Origin of the sequence: Cellulomonas aerilata (assembly GCF_007991755.1) — a bacterium.
Taxonomy (GTDB): domain Bacteria; phylum Actinomycetota; class Actinomycetes; order Actinomycetales; family Cellulomonadaceae; genus Pengzhenrongella; species Pengzhenrongella aerilata.
Genome location: NZ_BJYY01000013.1, coordinates 352,287 through 367,295, shown reverse-complemented (window position 1 = coordinate 367,295; position 15,009 = coordinate 352,287). Strand labels below are relative to the sequence as shown.

General features: G+C 75.1%; 12 protein-coding genes. 8 read left to right on the top strand and 4 right to left on the bottom strand.

The features are described from left to right. Window positions 1-60: 60 nt before the first annotated feature. Both CAE01nite_RS09825 and CAE01nite_RS09820 read right to left on the bottom strand, forming a co-directional pair. Window positions 61-3,048 (bottom strand): S8 family serine peptidase, encoded by a 2,988-nt coding sequence (locus CAE01nite_RS09825; RefSeq protein WP_146903425.1) that lies wholly within the window; start codon window positions 3,046-3,048, stop codon window positions 61-63. 117 nt (window positions 3,049-3,165) lie between these two features. Beyond that, on the bottom strand, window positions 3,166-3,753 hold the full coding sequence (locus CAE01nite_RS09820; protein ID WP_146903422.1) for a DUF2238 domain-containing protein: 588 nt from the start codon (window positions 3,751-3,753) through the stop codon (window positions 3,166-3,168). An 84-nt stretch (window positions 3,754-3,837) separates the two neighbouring features. Here CAE01nite_RS09820 and CAE01nite_RS09815 point away from each other — a divergent pair, with 84 nt between their 5' ends. Genes CAE01nite_RS09815 through CAE01nite_RS09800 form a run of 4 tightly spaced genes read left to right on the top strand, consistent with a single transcriptional unit; the run spans window position 3,838 to window position 8,681 of the window. Further along, on the top strand, window positions 3,838-5,628 hold the full coding sequence (locus tag CAE01nite_RS09815; protein ID WP_146903419.1) for a phospholipase D family protein: 1,791 nt from the start codon (window positions 3,838-3,840) through the stop codon (window positions 5,626-5,628). Between the two features lie 59 nt (window positions 5,629-5,687). After that, the gene (locus tag CAE01nite_RS09810) at window positions 5,688-6,803 is read left to right on the top strand and encodes a hypothetical protein (protein ID WP_146903416.1); all 1,116 of its coding nucleotides are present in this window, start codon (window positions 5,688-5,690) and stop codon (window positions 6,801-6,803) included. Window positions 6,804-6,831: 28 nt separating this feature from the next. Further along, entirely contained in the window at window positions 6,832-8,022 is a 1,191-nt protein-coding gene (locus CAE01nite_RS09805; RefSeq protein ID WP_186816497.1) for a sensor histidine kinase, read from the top strand. Beyond that, window positions 8,019-8,681, top strand: a complete 663-nt coding sequence (locus CAE01nite_RS09800; protein WP_146903410.1) for a response regulator — start codon at window positions 8,019-8,021, stop codon at window positions 8,679-8,681. Before CAE01nite_RS09805 ends, CAE01nite_RS09800 begins: the two co-directional genes overlap by 4 nt. A gap of 79 nt (window positions 8,682-8,760) precedes the next feature. Here the strand turns inward: CAE01nite_RS09800 and CAE01nite_RS09795 are convergent, their stop codons facing one another. Next, window positions 8,761-10,143, bottom strand: coding sequence for an HNH endonuclease signature motif containing protein (locus CAE01nite_RS09795; RefSeq protein WP_186816496.1), 1,383 nt, complete (start codon window positions 10,141-10,143; stop codon window positions 8,761-8,763). A gap of 622 nt (window positions 10,144-10,765) precedes the next feature. Here CAE01nite_RS09795 and CAE01nite_RS09790 point away from each other — a divergent pair. Both CAE01nite_RS09790 and CAE01nite_RS09785 read left to right on the top strand, forming a co-directional pair. Beyond that, window positions 10,766-11,167 (top strand): VOC family protein, encoded by a 402-nt coding sequence (locus CAE01nite_RS09790; RefSeq protein WP_146903404.1) that lies wholly within the window; start codon window positions 10,766-10,768, stop codon window positions 11,165-11,167. Window positions 11,168-11,260: 93 nt separating this feature from the next. Then, on the top strand, window positions 11,261-12,235 hold the full coding sequence (locus tag CAE01nite_RS09785) for an aldo/keto reductase (RefSeq protein ID WP_146903401.1): 975 nt from the start codon (window positions 11,261-11,263) through the stop codon (window positions 12,233-12,235). Between the two features lie 80 nt (window positions 12,236-12,315). Here CAE01nite_RS09785 and CAE01nite_RS09780 read toward each other — a convergent pair whose 3' ends face one another. Continuing rightward, complete coding sequence (locus tag CAE01nite_RS09780) at window positions 12,316-13,140, bottom strand: formate/nitrite transporter family protein (RefSeq protein ID WP_146903400.1); 825 nt, start codon at window positions 13,138-13,140, stop codon at window positions 12,316-12,318. Window positions 13,141-13,269: 129 nt separating this feature from the next. Between CAE01nite_RS09780 and CAE01nite_RS09775 the strand changes: the two genes are divergently transcribed. Both CAE01nite_RS09775 and CAE01nite_RS09770 read left to right on the top strand, forming a co-directional pair. Next, window positions 13,270-14,418, top strand: coding sequence for a zinc-dependent alcohol dehydrogenase (locus CAE01nite_RS09775; RefSeq protein WP_146903397.1), 1,149 nt, complete (start codon window positions 13,270-13,272; stop codon window positions 14,416-14,418). A gap of 17 nt (window positions 14,419-14,435) precedes the next feature. Further along, complete coding sequence (locus tag CAE01nite_RS09770) at window positions 14,436-15,005, top strand: hypothetical protein (RefSeq protein WP_146903395.1); 570 nt, start codon at window positions 14,436-14,438, stop codon at window positions 15,003-15,005. Window positions 15,006-15,009 lie beyond the last annotated feature (4 nt).

Sequence of the window (15,009 nt, the reverse complement as noted above, 5' to 3'; positions counted from 1 at the left end):
TAGACCCTGCCGCCGCCGGCCCGGCAGGGTCTGCGTGCTTCTCCCCGGTCGAGCCGCGCGTCAGCCGGCGGTCAGCCGGTCCATCCGGTGCAGGAAGGCCGCCATGGCCTGCCGGGTCACCGGCGCGAGGGGGTCGAACGCGCGGGTGCCGTCGGCGCGGACGGTCCCGGTGGTGATCCCGGTGGCCGCGAGCCACTCGATCTCCTGCCGGAACGGCGCACCCGCCGGCACGTCCGGGAAGGTCGCGGTGGCCGGCGCCGTGAAGGCCGGCCGGCCGGCCGCGCGGTACAGGAAGGCGGCCATCGCCTGCCGGGTGACGGGCTGCAGCGGGTCGTAGGTCAGCGTGCCGTCCGGCTGCGGGGAACCGGTGGTGATCCGCTGGGCGGCGAGCCAGTGGATCGGCGCGTAGAACGCGGCGGAGGGCACCAGGTCGACGAAGACCGACCTGCCCGGAGGCGCGAACGTCGGTGACCCGGCGGAGCGGTAGAGGAAGGCGGCCATGGCTTCACGGGAGACCGGCTCCAGCGGTCCGAAGGTGTTGTCCGGGCGGCCCGTGGTGATGCCGCGCGCGACCAGCCACCCGATGTCGTCCGCGAACGGGGCGGTGGCCGGGACGTCGGTAAAGGTCCGGAACAGCAGCGGTCGGGGGGTGGCCGCCGCGGGACCGGTGCCGACGGCGTTGGTGGCTGTGACGGTGAAGCTGTAGGCGGTGCCGTTGGTCAGTCCGGTGACGGTGGCCGCCGTCGCCCCGGTGGTCGTCGCCGAGCGCCCGCCCGGGCTCGCCGTGACGGTGTAGGACGTGATGGGGCTGCCGTTGGACGCGGGCGCGGTCCACGTGACGTCGGCCGAGCCGTCCCGCACGGCGGCGGAGACCGAGACCGGCGCGTCCGGCGCGCCCGCCGGGGTGACCGGTGCGCTCGGCGCCGACGCCGGGCTCGTCCCGGCTGCGCTGGTCGCCGTCACCGTGAACGTGTAGGGGACGCCGTTGGTCAGGGAGCCGACCGAGGCGGTCGTCCGGGCGGTGGTGACCGTCGCGCCACCGGGGGAGGCGACGACGGTGTAGAGGGTGATCGGGGAGCCGTGGTCGGCCGGGGCGGCCCAGGACACGGTCGCGCTGCCGGACCCCCGGGTCGCGGTCACGGACGTCGGGGCGTCCGGGACGGCCCCCGGCAGGGACGTGCGGACGTCGACCGACGTCCAGGGCCCGCGCTGCCCCCAGGGGTCGACCGCGCGCACGGAGTAGGTGCGCTGCTCGCCGGGCGGTGGTGCGGCGACCACGGCGCCGCCGGTCCGCGAGGTGCGGACGACGTCGCCGCCGACCTCGACCTCGTACTCGGCGGCCTGGGGGAGCTGGTCCCAGGTGAGGAGCACCGTGGCGTCGCGCAGGCCCGCGGCGAGCCCGGTCACCGCCGCCGGGGGCTGCGGCACGCCCTCCCCGAGGAGGATGCCGTTCGACGGGGCGGACGTGCGCCCGAGCCGGTCGACGGCCCGCAGCCGCCACACGGCCGCGCCGGGCGGCCAGCTGCCCACGCCGATCCAGAGCCATGAGGGCTGCGACGACACCGGCAGCGCCAGGGTGCCGACGCTCACCCCGTTGCGGACGAGCGAGTAGGTGTCGCCGGGACGGCCGTCGGTGGTGGCCAGGAGGCCGAGCAGGGTCGACGCGCCGCTGCCCGTCAGCCGGCCCTCGTGCAGGGTGACGACCCCCGGTGCCGGTACGCCGACGTGCGCGAGGCGCGCGCTGGTCCGCGGGCCGTCGTCCGCCTGGACGTCGACGGCGAGCTGCGTGCCGTCGGTGAGCCCGGTGAGGGTGGCGTGCGGGTCGGCGACCTCGGCGCGCACCGTCCCGTCGACGCGGACCCGGTAGCGCGTCGCGCCCGGGACGGGGGCCCACCCGACGTCGACCGTCTGCGGCTGCCCGGTGGTGAGGGTCGGCGCCCCGTCGTCGGAGCGGTCGGCGGCGGCCAGCGCCGCCGGGATGTCCAGGCGTCCGGCGCCCCACCGGCGGTCCCACGGTGCCGAGCTGTCCGACGACGCCTGGAGTGCCGCCTGGATCTCCTCCAGCCCGATCCCGGGGTGGCTGGCGCGGAGCAGGGCGACGGAGGCGGCGACCGCCGGGCCGGAGAAGCTGGTCCCGCTCGCGTTGCCGTAGCCGTTGCCGGGCACGGGCACCAGGACGCTCTCGCCGACGGTCGAGAGGTCGACCTGCCAGCCGTTGACCGACCAGGCTGCCGGGGTGCTCTGCGGCGTCAGGGCGCCGACCGCGATGACGCCGCTGTTCGCCGCCGGGTACGACACCGGGTTGCCCTCCAGGCCGGAGTTGCCGGCCGACGCGACGACCGACACGCCCCGGTCCAGCGCGTAGAGCACCGCGGCCGCGGTGATGTCGGAGTAGCCCCTGCCCGACAGCGACAGGTTGATGACGTCGGCACCGTGGTCGACGGCGTGGAAGATGCCCTGGGCGACGTTCGTCGACGGGCAGCCGCCGGAGTTGCACACGCGGATCGGCAGGACGGTCGCGTCGGGAGCGATCCCCGCCCCGCCGAGACCGTTGTCGGCCCGCGCCGCGACGACGCCGGCGACGCCGGTGCCGTGCGACGGGTCACCGTCCCCGCCGATGACGTCCACGAGCGGCAGGAGCGCCCCGGCGAGGTCCTCGTGCTCGGGATCGACCCCGGTGTCCAGGACGGCCACGACCTGGCCGGCGCCGCGGGTCACGGTCCACGCGTCGCGGGCCTTGGCGGTGGCGACGGGGTCCTGCTCGTCCCAGTACGGGTCGGGCCCCGTGCCGTCCACCTGGTAGGTCACCTGCGCGTCGACCGCGAGCACGCCCGGGTCGTCCTCGAGGGCCGCCTCGGCGGACTCGGCGCGGTCGGCGCGGACCACGACCGTGGTCACCACGTGCTCACCGTCGACGATCGAGAGCACGTCCAGAGTCGTCCGGGCCTCGGCGGCGGAGGCGGGGGCGGCGGCGGCCAGGGCGGTCGACGCGACGAGGACGGCGGCCACGACACGGCTGAGCCCGGTCGGGGGACGGTGGAGATCCATGCCGTCCGTATCGGCCGTGCACGGGCGCCCCGGGAGCCGCGAGCGCGCGGACGACCCGTTCGGCCGTGCCGTCGGCGTCCCGTCGGGGTGGGTCTGTCCGGACTGCGCGGACCGGGTTCACCCGTCGGTGCGGTCCCCCTGCCGGCCGATGAGGGCGGCTCCTGCCACCAGGGACCCCAGCCCGCCGGCGAGGAGGTCCCCGAGGGTGTCGGTCTCGGTCACGTAGATCGCGGGGTCGACATACGTGTGCCCGAGCCACTCGGCGATCTCCCACACCACGCTCAGGCCGAGCCCGACGGCGACCGTGACGAGCGCGACGCCGAGGCGGTGGGCGCGCAGGTCGGCGTCGTCGGGGTCACGCACGGCGCCGAGCCGCACCAGCGCCCCGAGGGACACGGCGGCCACCAGCCCGGTGACGACGGCATGCACGACGAGGTCCCACCAGACCAGGTCGCGGTAGAAGTCCAGCACGCCGCTCCACGCCGCGACGAGCAGCGCGACGCCGTACGCGACGTCGAGCCGGGGTCCGATGCGCAGGGCCCGGGGGACCATCAGGCCGCCGAGCACGAGCAGCATGAGGGCGACGGCGACCCCGTCGAACCACAGGACCGCGGCGGCCACGGCGGCCAGCCCGACCACACGGACGACGTCGGCCCGGACCCACACCGCGGGTGCCGCTGCCGGTCGGGACGGGGGAGCGACCACACGCTCACGATAGGCCGCCGGCGCCCCCGGATCTCGCCCGCCCGGGGTCTCGTCCGCCGCGTCGGGCTGTGCCACGTTGGGCACATGCTCCGCCGTGCCGCCGACCGTGCCGCCGACCGGCACGCCGCCACGCCGTCCACCGCGACGCCGTCCACCGCGACGCCGTCGGGTGCGACGCCGTCGGGTGCCACGCCGTCCACCGCGACGCCCTCCGCCGCGGACGTCCCGGCCGCCGCCGTCCCCGGGGAGACCGACCACCCGTGGTTCCTCACCGCCTCGCAGCGCGGCAACCCCGCCACCCGGCTGCGGCCGTGGACGGAGGGCAACGACGCGCGGCCCCGGGTGCACGGCGCGCGGTACTTCGACGTGCTGGCCGACGCGCTGGACGACGCCGGGCCCGGCGACCTCGTCCTCTTCACCGACTGGCGGGGCGACCCCGACGAGCGGTTGCGCGAGGCTGGCCCGACCGTCGTGGGCCAGCTCGTCGACGCGTGCCGGCGGGGAGCGGTCGTCAAGGGGCTGATCTGGCGCTCGCACCTGGACCGCCTGCGGTTCTCCAGCGAGGAGAACCGCGACCTGTCCGAGGACGTGTGCGAGGCGGGTGGCGAGGTGCTGCTCGACCAGCGGGTGCGGCCGCTGGGCAGCCACCACCAGAAGTTCGTCGTCGTCCGGCACCCCGACCGGCCGGCGGACGACGTCGCGTTCGTCGGCGGCATCGACCTCGCGCACAGCCGGCGGGACGACGCCGACCACGCCGGGGACCCGCAGGCCCAGAGGTTCTCCAGCCGGTACGGACCGAAGCCGGCGTGGCACGACGCCCAGGTGGAGCTGCGGGGCCCCGCGGTGAGCGACGTCGAGACCGTGTTCCGGGAGCGCTGGGAGGACCCGGCGCCGCTGTCCCGGCTGCCGTGGTACGCGATCACCGACCGCCTGCGCGGTGAGGACCAGCGCGCCGACCGGCTGCCGGCGATGCTGCCCGACCCGCCGCGCGCCGGCTCCTGCGCGGTCCAGCTGCTGCGCACGTACCCGAACCGGTGGCTGGGGGGCTACCCGTTCGCCCCGGACGGCGAGCGCAGCGTCGCCCGGGCGTACGCGAAGGTGCTGCGCCGGGCCCGGCGGCTGGTGTACGTGGAGGACCAGTACCTGTGGTCGACGGCGGTCGCACGGGTGTTCGCCGACGCGCTGCGCCGCGAGCCGGGCCTGCACCTGGTCGTGGTCGTGCCCCGGTACCCGGACCAGGACGGCGCGTTCACGCTCGCGGCCTCGCACCTGGGGCACGCCCAGGCGCTGGAGCTGGTGCGTGCGGCGGGCGGGGACCGCGTCCAGGTCCTCGACGTGGAGAACCACGCCGGGGAGCCGGTGTACGTGCACTCCAAGGTCTGCGTGGTCGACGACGTGTGGGCGAGCGTCGGCAGCGACAACTTCAACCGCCGGTCGTGGACGCACGACTCCGAGCTTGCCGCCGCGGTGCTCGACGACGAGCGGGACCCCCGCGAGCCGCGCGACCCCGGCGGCCTGGGGGACGGTGCGCGCCGCTTCGCCCGGGACCTGCGCCTGGAGCTGTGGCGCGAGCACCTGGACGCGGACGACGACGCCGGCCTCGTCGACCCGGACGAGGCGGTCGGGTCGATCCGTCGCAGCGCTGCCGCGCTGGACGCCTGGTACGCGGGCGGACGCCGGGGACCGCGCCCGCCGGGACGGCTGCGGGTGCACACGGTCCGGTACCCGCCGCCGTGGCAGCGGTGGCTCGCGGCCGCGGCGTACCGGGCGTTCCTCGACCCGGACGGGCGGCCCGCACGGCTCAAGGTGCGACGACGCCGGAGCACGGGTGCGGGCCGGGGTGGTCGGTCGGGGGCGGGTCACCCCGCAGGGTGATGGCCCGGTCCCCGCTCCGGAGGACGACCGGGACGTCGCCGGTCGCGACGCTGAGGGGCATGTCCACCACACGCGTCCCGCCCTCGCCCCACCTCACCACCAGCGCCGCGGCAGGTCCGGCCGCGACCGCCGGTCCAGCCGCGACCGCTGTCGTGACCGCCGTGCCCGCCGGTCCCGCCGTGCCCGCCGGTCCCGCGGTGCCCCACGGTCCGGCGGCGACCGCCGTCGTGACCGCGGCCGCGTCCCGGGTGCTCGCGCAGGTGCGCGGCGCACTGGCGGACGCCGGGCCCCGGCACCCGTACCAGCGTGCGATGTACGTGGTCGCCGCCCTGCTGATGGCCTCCGGCGTCGCGCACGTGGGGGTCTGGGCGGTCGACGGCGGCGCCTGGGAGGGCGCGGTCTCGTGGCGCAAGCCGATCCTGTTCGGCGTCTCGTTCTCGCTGTTCGCGCTCGCGGTCGGCTGGGTGCAGGGCGTCCTGCCGCGCTCCCGCGCGTGGGGATGGACGACCACCGCCCTGATCGCCGGCGGCGGCGTCGCGGAGGTCGCGCTCATCACCGCCCAGCGGTGGCGCGGGACGGCGTCGCACTTCAACCTCGCCACGCCCGTCGACGCGGTGGTGTTCGCCCTCATGGGCGTGACCATCGCGGTGTTCGGGGTGGGGATCGTCCTGCTCACCGTCTGGGCGGCGTGGCGGCTGCGGCGGCCGGCGCCGACCGTGCTGGCCGTCCTCGTCGGCCTCGGGCTCGTGCTGGTCGCCTCGGCGCTCGGCCAGGACCTGATCACGCGCGGGCTCGCGTACGTCGACGCCCACGACGCCGTCCCGCCCGCGGTGGTCTTCGGCGTCGCCGGGTCGGGCAAGCTGGCGCACGCGGTGGCGCTGCACGGCATCCAGGTGCTCGGGGCGCTGGCCCTGCTGCTGGGCCGGTCGGGCCTGACGCCGGTGGCCCGGACCCGGGCCATGCTGGCGGCGTCGGCCGGGTACGTGGCCCTGACCGGGCTCGTGGTGGCACAGGCCTACGCCGGACGCTCGATGCTGGACGTGTCCGCCGGCCTGGCCGCCGGGCTGGGCCTCGCCACGCTGGCGGTAGTCGTGCCGTTCGGCTACGCGGTCCGGGATGCTGTGCGGGGGATCAGGCCGGCGGCACCGCACGGCGCGGTGGACGGGCGTCGCTGAGCGGCGAGGGTGGGCGAGGGAGGTCGGGATGGACGTGCGGTCGCGGCTGCCTCCCGTCGCACCTCCCGCCCGGCCGCCTCACCTGTCCACCGGCGCACCGACCGGCCCTCCGAGCGGGTGGGACCTCCTGCTCGGCGGCCTCGCGAGCGCGCTGCTCGTCGGCGAGGCCGTGGCCGAGGACACCGGGTCGCCGGTGCCCGTCCTGCTGGGCCTCACGATGGGGGCGGCGCTGACCTTCGGGCGGCGGTTCCCCCTGCGGGCCTACCTCGTCAGCGCTGCCGCGCTGCTGCTCATCGCCGGCCTGTACTACGACGCCGGGCTGTACCCGTACGCCAACGGGTTCAGCCTCTACCGCGTCGGCGGGCACGCCCGCACCCGTGTGCAGGCCGTCGTCGGGCTCGTGGTGGGCCTGACGGGGGTCGTGACGTACTGGACGCTGGTGCCGTCGACCGGGATCCCATGGCTCCCCGGACTGGTCGTGGCGGCCTGGGCGCTGGCGTGGGTCGCCGGGCAGGGCGAGCGCCAGCGCCGGCGTGCCGCGGCCGACGTCGTCCGCCGCGCCGAGGAGGCCGAGCAGCGACGCGAGAGCGAGCGAGCCGCCGCGGTGGCGCAGGAGCGCACGCGGATCGCGCACGAGGTCCACGACATCGTGGGGCACGCGCTCAACGTGATGGTGCTGCAGGCCGGCGCCGGACGACGGGTCCTTGACCGGGACCCGAGGGCCAGCGCGGCAGCGCTCGCGACGGTCGAGCAGGTCGGGCGCGACGCGCTCGCGGACCTCGACCAGGCGCTGGCCGTCCTGGACGCCCCCGCCGACCGCCGCCCCGCCCGCGGCCTGGCGGACGTCGAGGACCTCGCGGCGCAGGTGACCGCCGCGGGCGTCCCGGCGCGGGTCACGGTCGCGGGCACGCCACGGCCGCTGCCCATGCCGGTCGACCTCGCGGCGTTCCGCATCGTGCAGGAGGGGCTGACCAACGTGACCAAGCATGCCCCGGGGACGCCGGCCGAGGTGGAGGTCGCCTACGACGACGACGCGCTGCGGCTGCGGGTCACCGACCGCGGCGTCGCGCACGCCGCGGGACGCCCGCCGGGCGGCGACCCGGGTCGCGGGCTCGTCGGCATCCGCGACCGGGTCGAGGCCCTCGGCGGCACCGTGGAGGCCGGTCCTGACCCGGCGGGCGGCTGGACCGTGCGCTGCCGGATCCCGGTGGCCCGATGATCCGCGTCGCCCTCGTCGACGACGACCACCTCGTGCGCGGGGGCGTGCGGATGATCCTGGAGAGCGTCGACGACGTCGTCGTCGTCGGCGAGGCGGCCGACGGGTTGCAGGGCGTGGAGCTCGTCGTGCGCGAGGCGCCGGACGTCGCCCTGGTCGACGTCCGGATGCCCGTCATGGACGGCATCGAGGCGACCGTGCGGCTGACCGCCGAGGCACCGGCGACGCGCGTGGTGATCCTCACGACCTTCGAGCACGACGGTTACGTGTTCGACGCCATCCGCGCCGGGGCGTCGGGGTTCCTGCTCAAGCGCACGCCGCCGGAGGACCTCATCGCGGCGGTGCGGGTGGTGGCCGGGGGAGAGGCGCTGCTCTCGCCGTCGGTCACGCGGCGGCTCATCGAGGCCTTCGCCCGCGTCCCTGCCCCGGTGCCGGTTCCGCCGCTGACCGACCCGCTCACCGACCGGGAGACCGAGGTCCTGGTCGCGCTGGCCTCCGGCGCGTCCAACGCGGAGCTCGCGCTGCGCCTGTACATCTCGGAGGAGACGGTGCGCACCCACGTGAAGCGGGTGCTGCACAAGCTGGGCGTGCGCGACCGCGCGCAGGCGATCGTGTACGCCTACGAGTCGGGTCTGGTCCGGCCGGGGGCTGGTCGGGGCTGAGCGGGTCGGGAGTGCTCCGGTCGCTCGAAACCGTACGACCGCGCCAGCAGGCGCCCCGGCCGTGCCCGCGGCGCACGGCTCATCCCGCCTCGTCGCCCGGGCATGGATCGCCTAGCTCGCGGCCGGCCGCGTCGGTGAACACCCACCGGGCACCTCGCCGGTGGATCTCGATCCCGCGCGCGTGGACATGCCCGTGGTGGTGCCAGCACAGGAGGATCCCGTTGCTGACCGAGGTGCTGCCGTGATCTCGTCCCCAATGTCGGACGTGGTGGCATTCGGACAACGTCGGCGGTGCGCTGCACCCGGGGAACCGGCAGTGCCGGTCCCGGGCGATGATCGCATTCCGTCTCGCCCGGGTGAACGTCCGTTCCGCCCGGCCCACGTCGAGGATCTCGGACGTCGGGCCGAATATCACCCGGTTGAGTTCGCCGTCGCACGCCAACCGGTCGAGCAGAATGCGCGGGACCGGGGTGCTGTCCTCGAACTGCGGCCCGCGCAGCACGCTCTTCTCCGTCAATAGCGGCGCTGCCTCAAGCAGCGTGAGCCCGTCCTGCCGCGCGATCGCCCGCTCGGTGACGGCCTGCAGCGTCTCGTACGACACCAGCACGTTCAGCCGGGGCCGCGACGCTCGCCCGTCGCCGGCCAGTCCCTTGTCCAGCACCAGGTTCGCCAGCACCCCGACCGCCTGCGCGCGCCGCTGGTCCGCCGTCGTGGTGTCCCCGGCGGCGGGGACAGGCGTGACGGCTTCGAGGGCGGTGACCAGGGCCTGCCCGACGTCCACGGTGAGGAACCCCTGCACGTGGTACCCGCCGAGCGTTGGTGCGAACTGCAGGTGCTGGCGTTCGCACGCCTCGACGTACCCGCGGTCGTCCGCCTCGGTGTCGGCTGCCGCCGCCCAGTGCCGGACGATGGTCCGCAGGTCGTCGACGGTGTTGAGCTTGGCTTGCCGGACCAGCCACGCCTCGTTGCACTCGACATCGGGGCTGGCCAGCGCCGCGCGCCGCCGCTCCGTGGTGGGTGCCAGGGCGGCGAGCACGTGCGCGTGCTCCACGCCGATCTCCCCGGCCGCGGCCGCGGCGGCGGTCAGCGGCAGGTCGTCGCGCAGGGTCCGGCCGAGGTGCACCTGGGCCTGGGCGGTGCGGACGGTGACGTCGAGTCGTCGGGCGGCCCATCGGACCAGCGACCGGGACTCGAGCGACCAGATCCCGTCCGCTTCGACCACCGCCAGCATCCGGGCCTGCACCACCCCGAGCCGGCTCGTCGCGGCCGCGATCCCGGCGGCCACCACCGCCGCCTCACGACCGTCCACCCCGGCGTCCGACCGGGCCACGGCGACCGCGGCATCGGCCACCGCCTCCAACGCCGCCAACAGCTCCGCGACCTCCGGACGCACCGTCGACAGATCCGTGCCGGTGGCACTCGGCGAGGTGACGCCCGGCTCGTCCGACACGTCGTCATCCATGGCGTTCACCCCTTTCCCGTCGGTCGTTCGGCTTCGTTGCCCACTGACTCTGGCCCGATTCCTGAGCACCATGCTAGGACGAGCCACTGACATTCTTGGCGGCGCGGCGACAACTGTGGATGAGCAGTGGTCCGCGGATGCCTGTGGGCGGGTGGCAGAAGGAAAGAATGAGCGAGGTCGGCTCGCTTCGGCGGGGTGAAGAATATGGACGAGCAGTGGGGCGCGGGTGCCTGCGCGCGGGTGGCAAAGCGGGAAGAACGAGCCTGTCAGCGCGCGACTCGGCTGGGGCAGCGGCCGCGGGTAGCACGCACACCGAGGATCGGCGCGCCACCGGACGACGCTGCGAGAAGCGGGCCAGCGGGCGGCCGCTGGAGTGGGGTGTGAGGACTCCCGCCCCGCCACCGGACAACGCGTGCAGGAAGCCGGCCACCGGGCGGCCGCTGGAGTGCAATGCGGGGGCTCCCGCCACGCCACCATCGCAACCCCCCGCCCGCACCGTCCCCGAGCGACCACAGGTCGACGCACCCCCTGGCGCTCCCCGCATCGCCGACGGAAAAATCGCCATGCCCCTCGTCCGCCTTCGCCGGCCCGACGGTCGGCCCCCTCCTCTGGAGGACCCGCGATGACCGAGACCCAGCAGGAGCCGCTCAACACCGTGACGTGGTGGGAGCTGCCCGTCACCGATGTCACCGCCGCCCAGAGGTTCTACGGCGAGGTGTTCGGGTGGACGTTCACGTCGTTCGGTGGCGACGACGACGCCTACCTGGGCGTCGTCCGCGATGGCGAGCTGATCGGAGGGATCTACCGCGCCGAGGGGGCCGCCGGCGACCCGCCCGGGGTGCGCACGTACATCAACGTCGCGGACCTGGAAGCGGTCTTCGCCGCGGCGGAGGCGGCCGGCGGGTCCGTCCGGGCGCCCCGGACGGAGATCGGCGGCGACATGGGCTGGTGGGCCGAGCTCAGCGACCCCGACGGTCGCTGGATCGGCCTGTGCACCAGCAACCCGCCCGCCACGACGGGCTGACCCGCGGTCGCCCGCACCCGCACCCTCCGTCGGGTCGCCGGGCCCCGGCCGTGGTGGGATGTCGTCCGCATCGGCGACGACGACGGAGGCACCATGACCACGCCCGCACCCGGCTCACCGACCTGGGTCCGCCCGCTGGGACGGACCGGCATCCAGCTCTCCGCGGTCTGCGTCGGGGCCAGCCCGCTGGGCAGCCTGCCGCGGCTCTACGGGCGCGAGGTGAGCGTCGACGAGGGCGTGGCGACGGCCCGGGCGGCCCTGGACAGCCCGATCCGCTGCATCGACACGTCGAACAACTACAGCGACGGCGAGAGCGAGCGGCGGATCGGGACCGCGATCGCGGACGCCGGCGGTCTGCCGGACGACTTCGTCGTCATCACCAAGGTCGACGCACGGGACCGTGACTTCTCCGGCGACCGGGTCCGGGCCTCGCTCGACGAGAGCCGCGAGCGCCTGGGTCTGGACCACCTGCCGCTCGTCCACCTGCACGACCCCGAGAACTTCGACTTCACGGAGATCAGCGCGCCCGGCGGTGCGGTGGACGCGCTGGTCGAGCTGCGCGAGAGCGGCGTCGTCGGGGCGATCGGGCTCGCCGGCGGGCGCGTCCAGGAGATGGCGAAGTACCTGGCGCTGGGGGTCTTCGACGTGCTGCTCGTGCACAACCGGTGGACGCTGCTGGACCGCAGCGCCGGGGACCTTATCGCCGAGGCGCTCGACCGCGGGATGGGCGTCCTCAACGCCGCGGTGTACGGCGGCGGCATCCTCGCCGCGCCCGACCGCCGCCCGGTGACCTACGGCTACCGTCCCGCGCCGCCGGAGATCCTCGACGCCGTCGCCGACATGCAGCGGGTGTGCGCCGAGCACGGCACGGACCTGCGCACCGCGGCGCTGCAGTTCTCGCTGCGGGACGACCGGTTCGGGGCCACGGTGGTCGGGATGGGCGCGCCCTCCCGCGTCGCCGACACCCTCGCCGCCGCCGCGCACCCGGTGCCGGACGCGCTGTGGGACGAGCTGGAGTCGCTCCTGCCGCCCCGGCACGTCTGGCTGGACGCCCCCTTCGACCGCTGACCCGCGGACCCCGACTCGCTGACCGCTGACCCACCGGCGTCCGTCGGCGCCCCTCGTGACCCCGGACTGATCCCCGTAGGTCAGCGATCAGCCGCCGCACGCCACTGCTCGATCCGCTCGCGGCTGCGGATCAGGCGCAGCATCGTGGTGAGCACCAGCCCGCCGACCAGGTTGCCCGCCACCACGAACCCGAACCACGGCAGCCAGGTGCCGTAGGAGATCCCCGGCTGCTGGGCGTGCAGCGCGACGAAGATGATCAGCGTGTCCAGCACCGAGTGCAGCAGCCCGGTGCCCACGATCACGAAGGCGATGGCGACCGCCGCGACGATCCGGGCGACGTCGTCCTCGGTGCCCTGCTGCATGCGGGTCAGCAGCGTGATGGCGCCGCCGGCCAGGACGGCGAGGACGAAGGCCCGGCCGTCGAGCGCCGCGGTGAACTCCCGCGCGCTCGCGCCGGCGGTCTCGTGCAGGTCCGGCAGGCCGGTCGCCACGAGCCACGCGAGCACCCACCCGCCGGCGAGGTTGCCGACCAGCGTGCCGGCCCACAGGCGCAGCAGCTGGGCGACGGTCGCCTCCTTGGCGGCCACGACCATGACCGGGATGTGGAACCCCTCGGTGAACAGCTCGCTGTGACCCAGGCGCAGGGCGATCAGCCCGACCGAGAACGCGAGCGCACCGAGCAGCGTGCTGCCGGTCAGGTGCTCGACGGTCAGCAGGGCGAGCACCCCGAACCCCACCTCCACCCCGGCGACCGTGCCGGTCGCCAGCAGGTCCGCGGTGCTGCGGTGCAGGCGGGGCCGGCCCTCGAGGATGACGCGGTCGAGGGCCGTGTCCTTGTCCTCGGTGCTCGCCTCGTCGTCCTCGCGGTCCACCGGGTGCTCGGCAGCGTCCTGCGGCGTCTCCATGGGCCCAGCCCAGCACGCGCGGGGGTGTCGTGCGCGACGGCGACCTGCCCACGGTGGTCGGCGCGCGGGGCACCGGCAACGGTGTGAGGCTGTCGCTGTCAGGTCTTCGGCACGAGCGAGGCGGCGTCAATGCGAGCGATGGTCTACCGCGGGCCCTACAAGATCCGGGTCGAGGAGAAGGACGTCCCGCGGATCGAGCACCCGAACGACGCCATCATCCGGGTCACCCTCGCCGCGATCTGCGGGTCGGACCTGCACCTCTACCACGGGCTGCTGCCGGACACCCGCGTCGGGCACACGTTCGGTCACGAGTTCGTCGGGATCGTGCACGAGGTCGGGCCCTCGGTGCAGAACCTGAAGGTCGGGGACCGGGTCATGGTTCCGTTCAACATCTTCTGCGGGTCGTGCTTCTTCTGCGCCCGCGGCCTGTACTCCAACTGCCACAACGTCAACGCCAACGCGACGGCGGTCGGCGGCATCTACGGGTACTCCCACACGGCCGGCGGGTACGACGGCGGCCAGTCCGAGTTCGTCCGGGTGCCGTTCGCCGACGTGGGTCCTTCCGTCATCCCCGACTGGCTGGCCGACGAGGACGCCGTCCTGTGCACCGACGCCCTGGCGACCGGCTACTTCGGCGCCCAGCTCGCCGACATCGTCGAGGGCGACGTCGTCGTGGTGTTCGGCGCGGGACCGGTCGGGCTGTTCGCGGCACGGTCGGCGTGGCTGATGGGCGCCGGCCGAGTCATCGTCGTCGACCACCTCGAGTACCGGCTCGCCAAGGCGCGGGAGTTCGCGCACGCCGAGACGCTCAACTTCACCGAGTACCAGGACATCGTCGTGGAGATGAAGCGGACGACCGGGTGGCTCGGCGCCGACCGGGCCATCGACGCCGTGGGCGCCGAGGCCGACGGCAACCTGCTGCAGCACCTCACCGGGGCCAAGCTCAAGCTGCAGGGCGGCTCCCCGATCGCGCTGAACTGGGCGATCGACTCCGTCCGCAAGGGCGGGACCGTCTCCGTCATGGGCGCGTACGGGCCGATCTTCAGCGCGGTGAAGTTCGGCGACGCCGTCAACAAGGGCTTGACGCTCCGGATGAACCAGGCGCCGGTGAAGCGCCAGTGGCCGCGGCTGTTCGAGCACCTGCAGAACGGCTACTTCAAGCCCAGCGACATCGTGACCCACCGCATCCCGCTGGAGCACATCGCGGAGGGCTACCACATCTTCTCCAACAAGCTCGACGGCTGCATCAAGCCGCTCGTCGTCCCGAACGCCGGCTGACCGGGCAGGAGACCGCCATGACCTACACGTCCGCCAAGCCGCCGCTGCCGGAGACGCCCGAGCAGCTGCGCGCCCGCATCCCGGGCTGGGGCGCCGACCTCGACCCGCGCGACCGCCCGTCCGTCCCCCGCGAGGTCTTCTCGCCCGGGACGACCGGTGCCCACTGGGACCTCCCCGAGCAGCAGCCCGAGCTCTGGCCGCGCGAGCGCTCGATCGAGCACAGCCGGCTCACGCCCGTCTTCGGGACGGCCCAGCCGCCCAAGGCGCTGTCCGGCGTCCTGCGCAAGTACGCCTACCGGCGCTTCAGCGAGGGCCGCGCCGCGCACTGGCTGATCCTCATCGCGGCGGACCGGGTCGACGCCGTGGAGAGCCACCTCGCGTCGTTCGCGACCCTGCACCCGGACAACCCGATCACCGAGACCGGCGTGCTGGCCGAGCCGGGCGCCCACCCGATCGCCTCCCGCCGTGGGCGGGTCGACATCCGGCACCAGACCCTGGACCCGGTCATCGTCGCCGGACCCTGGGTCGTGGGCGGATGGCTCGCGTTCCGGGTGGCCCGAGGCGTCGCCCGCCGGCTCCGCGCCTGACGGC

Bases quoted from the DNA above. Each gene is read 5' to 3' on its own strand.
- CAE01nite_RS09780 (WP_146903400.1), bottom strand. From the start codon at position 13,140: ATGGAGACGCCGCAGGACGCTGCCGAGCACCCGGTGGACCGCGAGGAC.
- CAE01nite_RS09785 (WP_146903401.1), top strand. From the start codon at position 11,261: ATGACCACGCCCGCACCCGGCTCACCGACCTGGGTCCGCCCGCTGGGA.
- CAE01nite_RS09815 (WP_146903419.1), top strand. From the start codon at position 3,838: ATGCTCCGCCGTGCCGCCGACCGTGCCGCCGACCGGCACGCCGCCACG.
- CAE01nite_RS09805 (WP_186816497.1), top strand. From the start codon at position 6,832: ATGGACGTGCGGTCGCGGCTGCCTCCCGTCGCACCTCCCGCCCGGCCG.
- CAE01nite_RS09800 (WP_146903410.1), top strand. From the start codon at position 8,019: ATGATCCGCGTCGCCCTCGTCGACGACGACCACCTCGTGCGCGGGGGC.
- CAE01nite_RS09825 (WP_146903425.1), bottom strand. From the start codon at position 3,048: ATGGATCTCCACCGTCCCCCGACCGGGCTCAGCCGTGTCGTGGCCGCC.
- CAE01nite_RS09770 (WP_146903395.1), top strand. From the start codon at position 14,436: ATGACCTACACGTCCGCCAAGCCGCCGCTGCCGGAGACGCCCGAGCAG.
- CAE01nite_RS09775 (WP_146903397.1), top strand. From the start codon at position 13,270: ATGCGAGCGATGGTCTACCGCGGGCCCTACAAGATCCGGGTCGAGGAG.
- CAE01nite_RS09795 (WP_186816496.1), bottom strand. From the start codon at position 10,143: ATGGATGACGACGTGTCGGACGAGCCGGGCGTCACCTCGCCGAGTGCC.
- CAE01nite_RS09810 (WP_146903416.1), top strand. From the start codon at position 5,688: ATGTCCACCACACGCGTCCCGCCCTCGCCCCACCTCACCACCAGCGCC.
- CAE01nite_RS09790 (WP_146903404.1), top strand. From the start codon at position 10,766: ATGACCGAGACCCAGCAGGAGCCGCTCAACACCGTGACGTGGTGGGAG.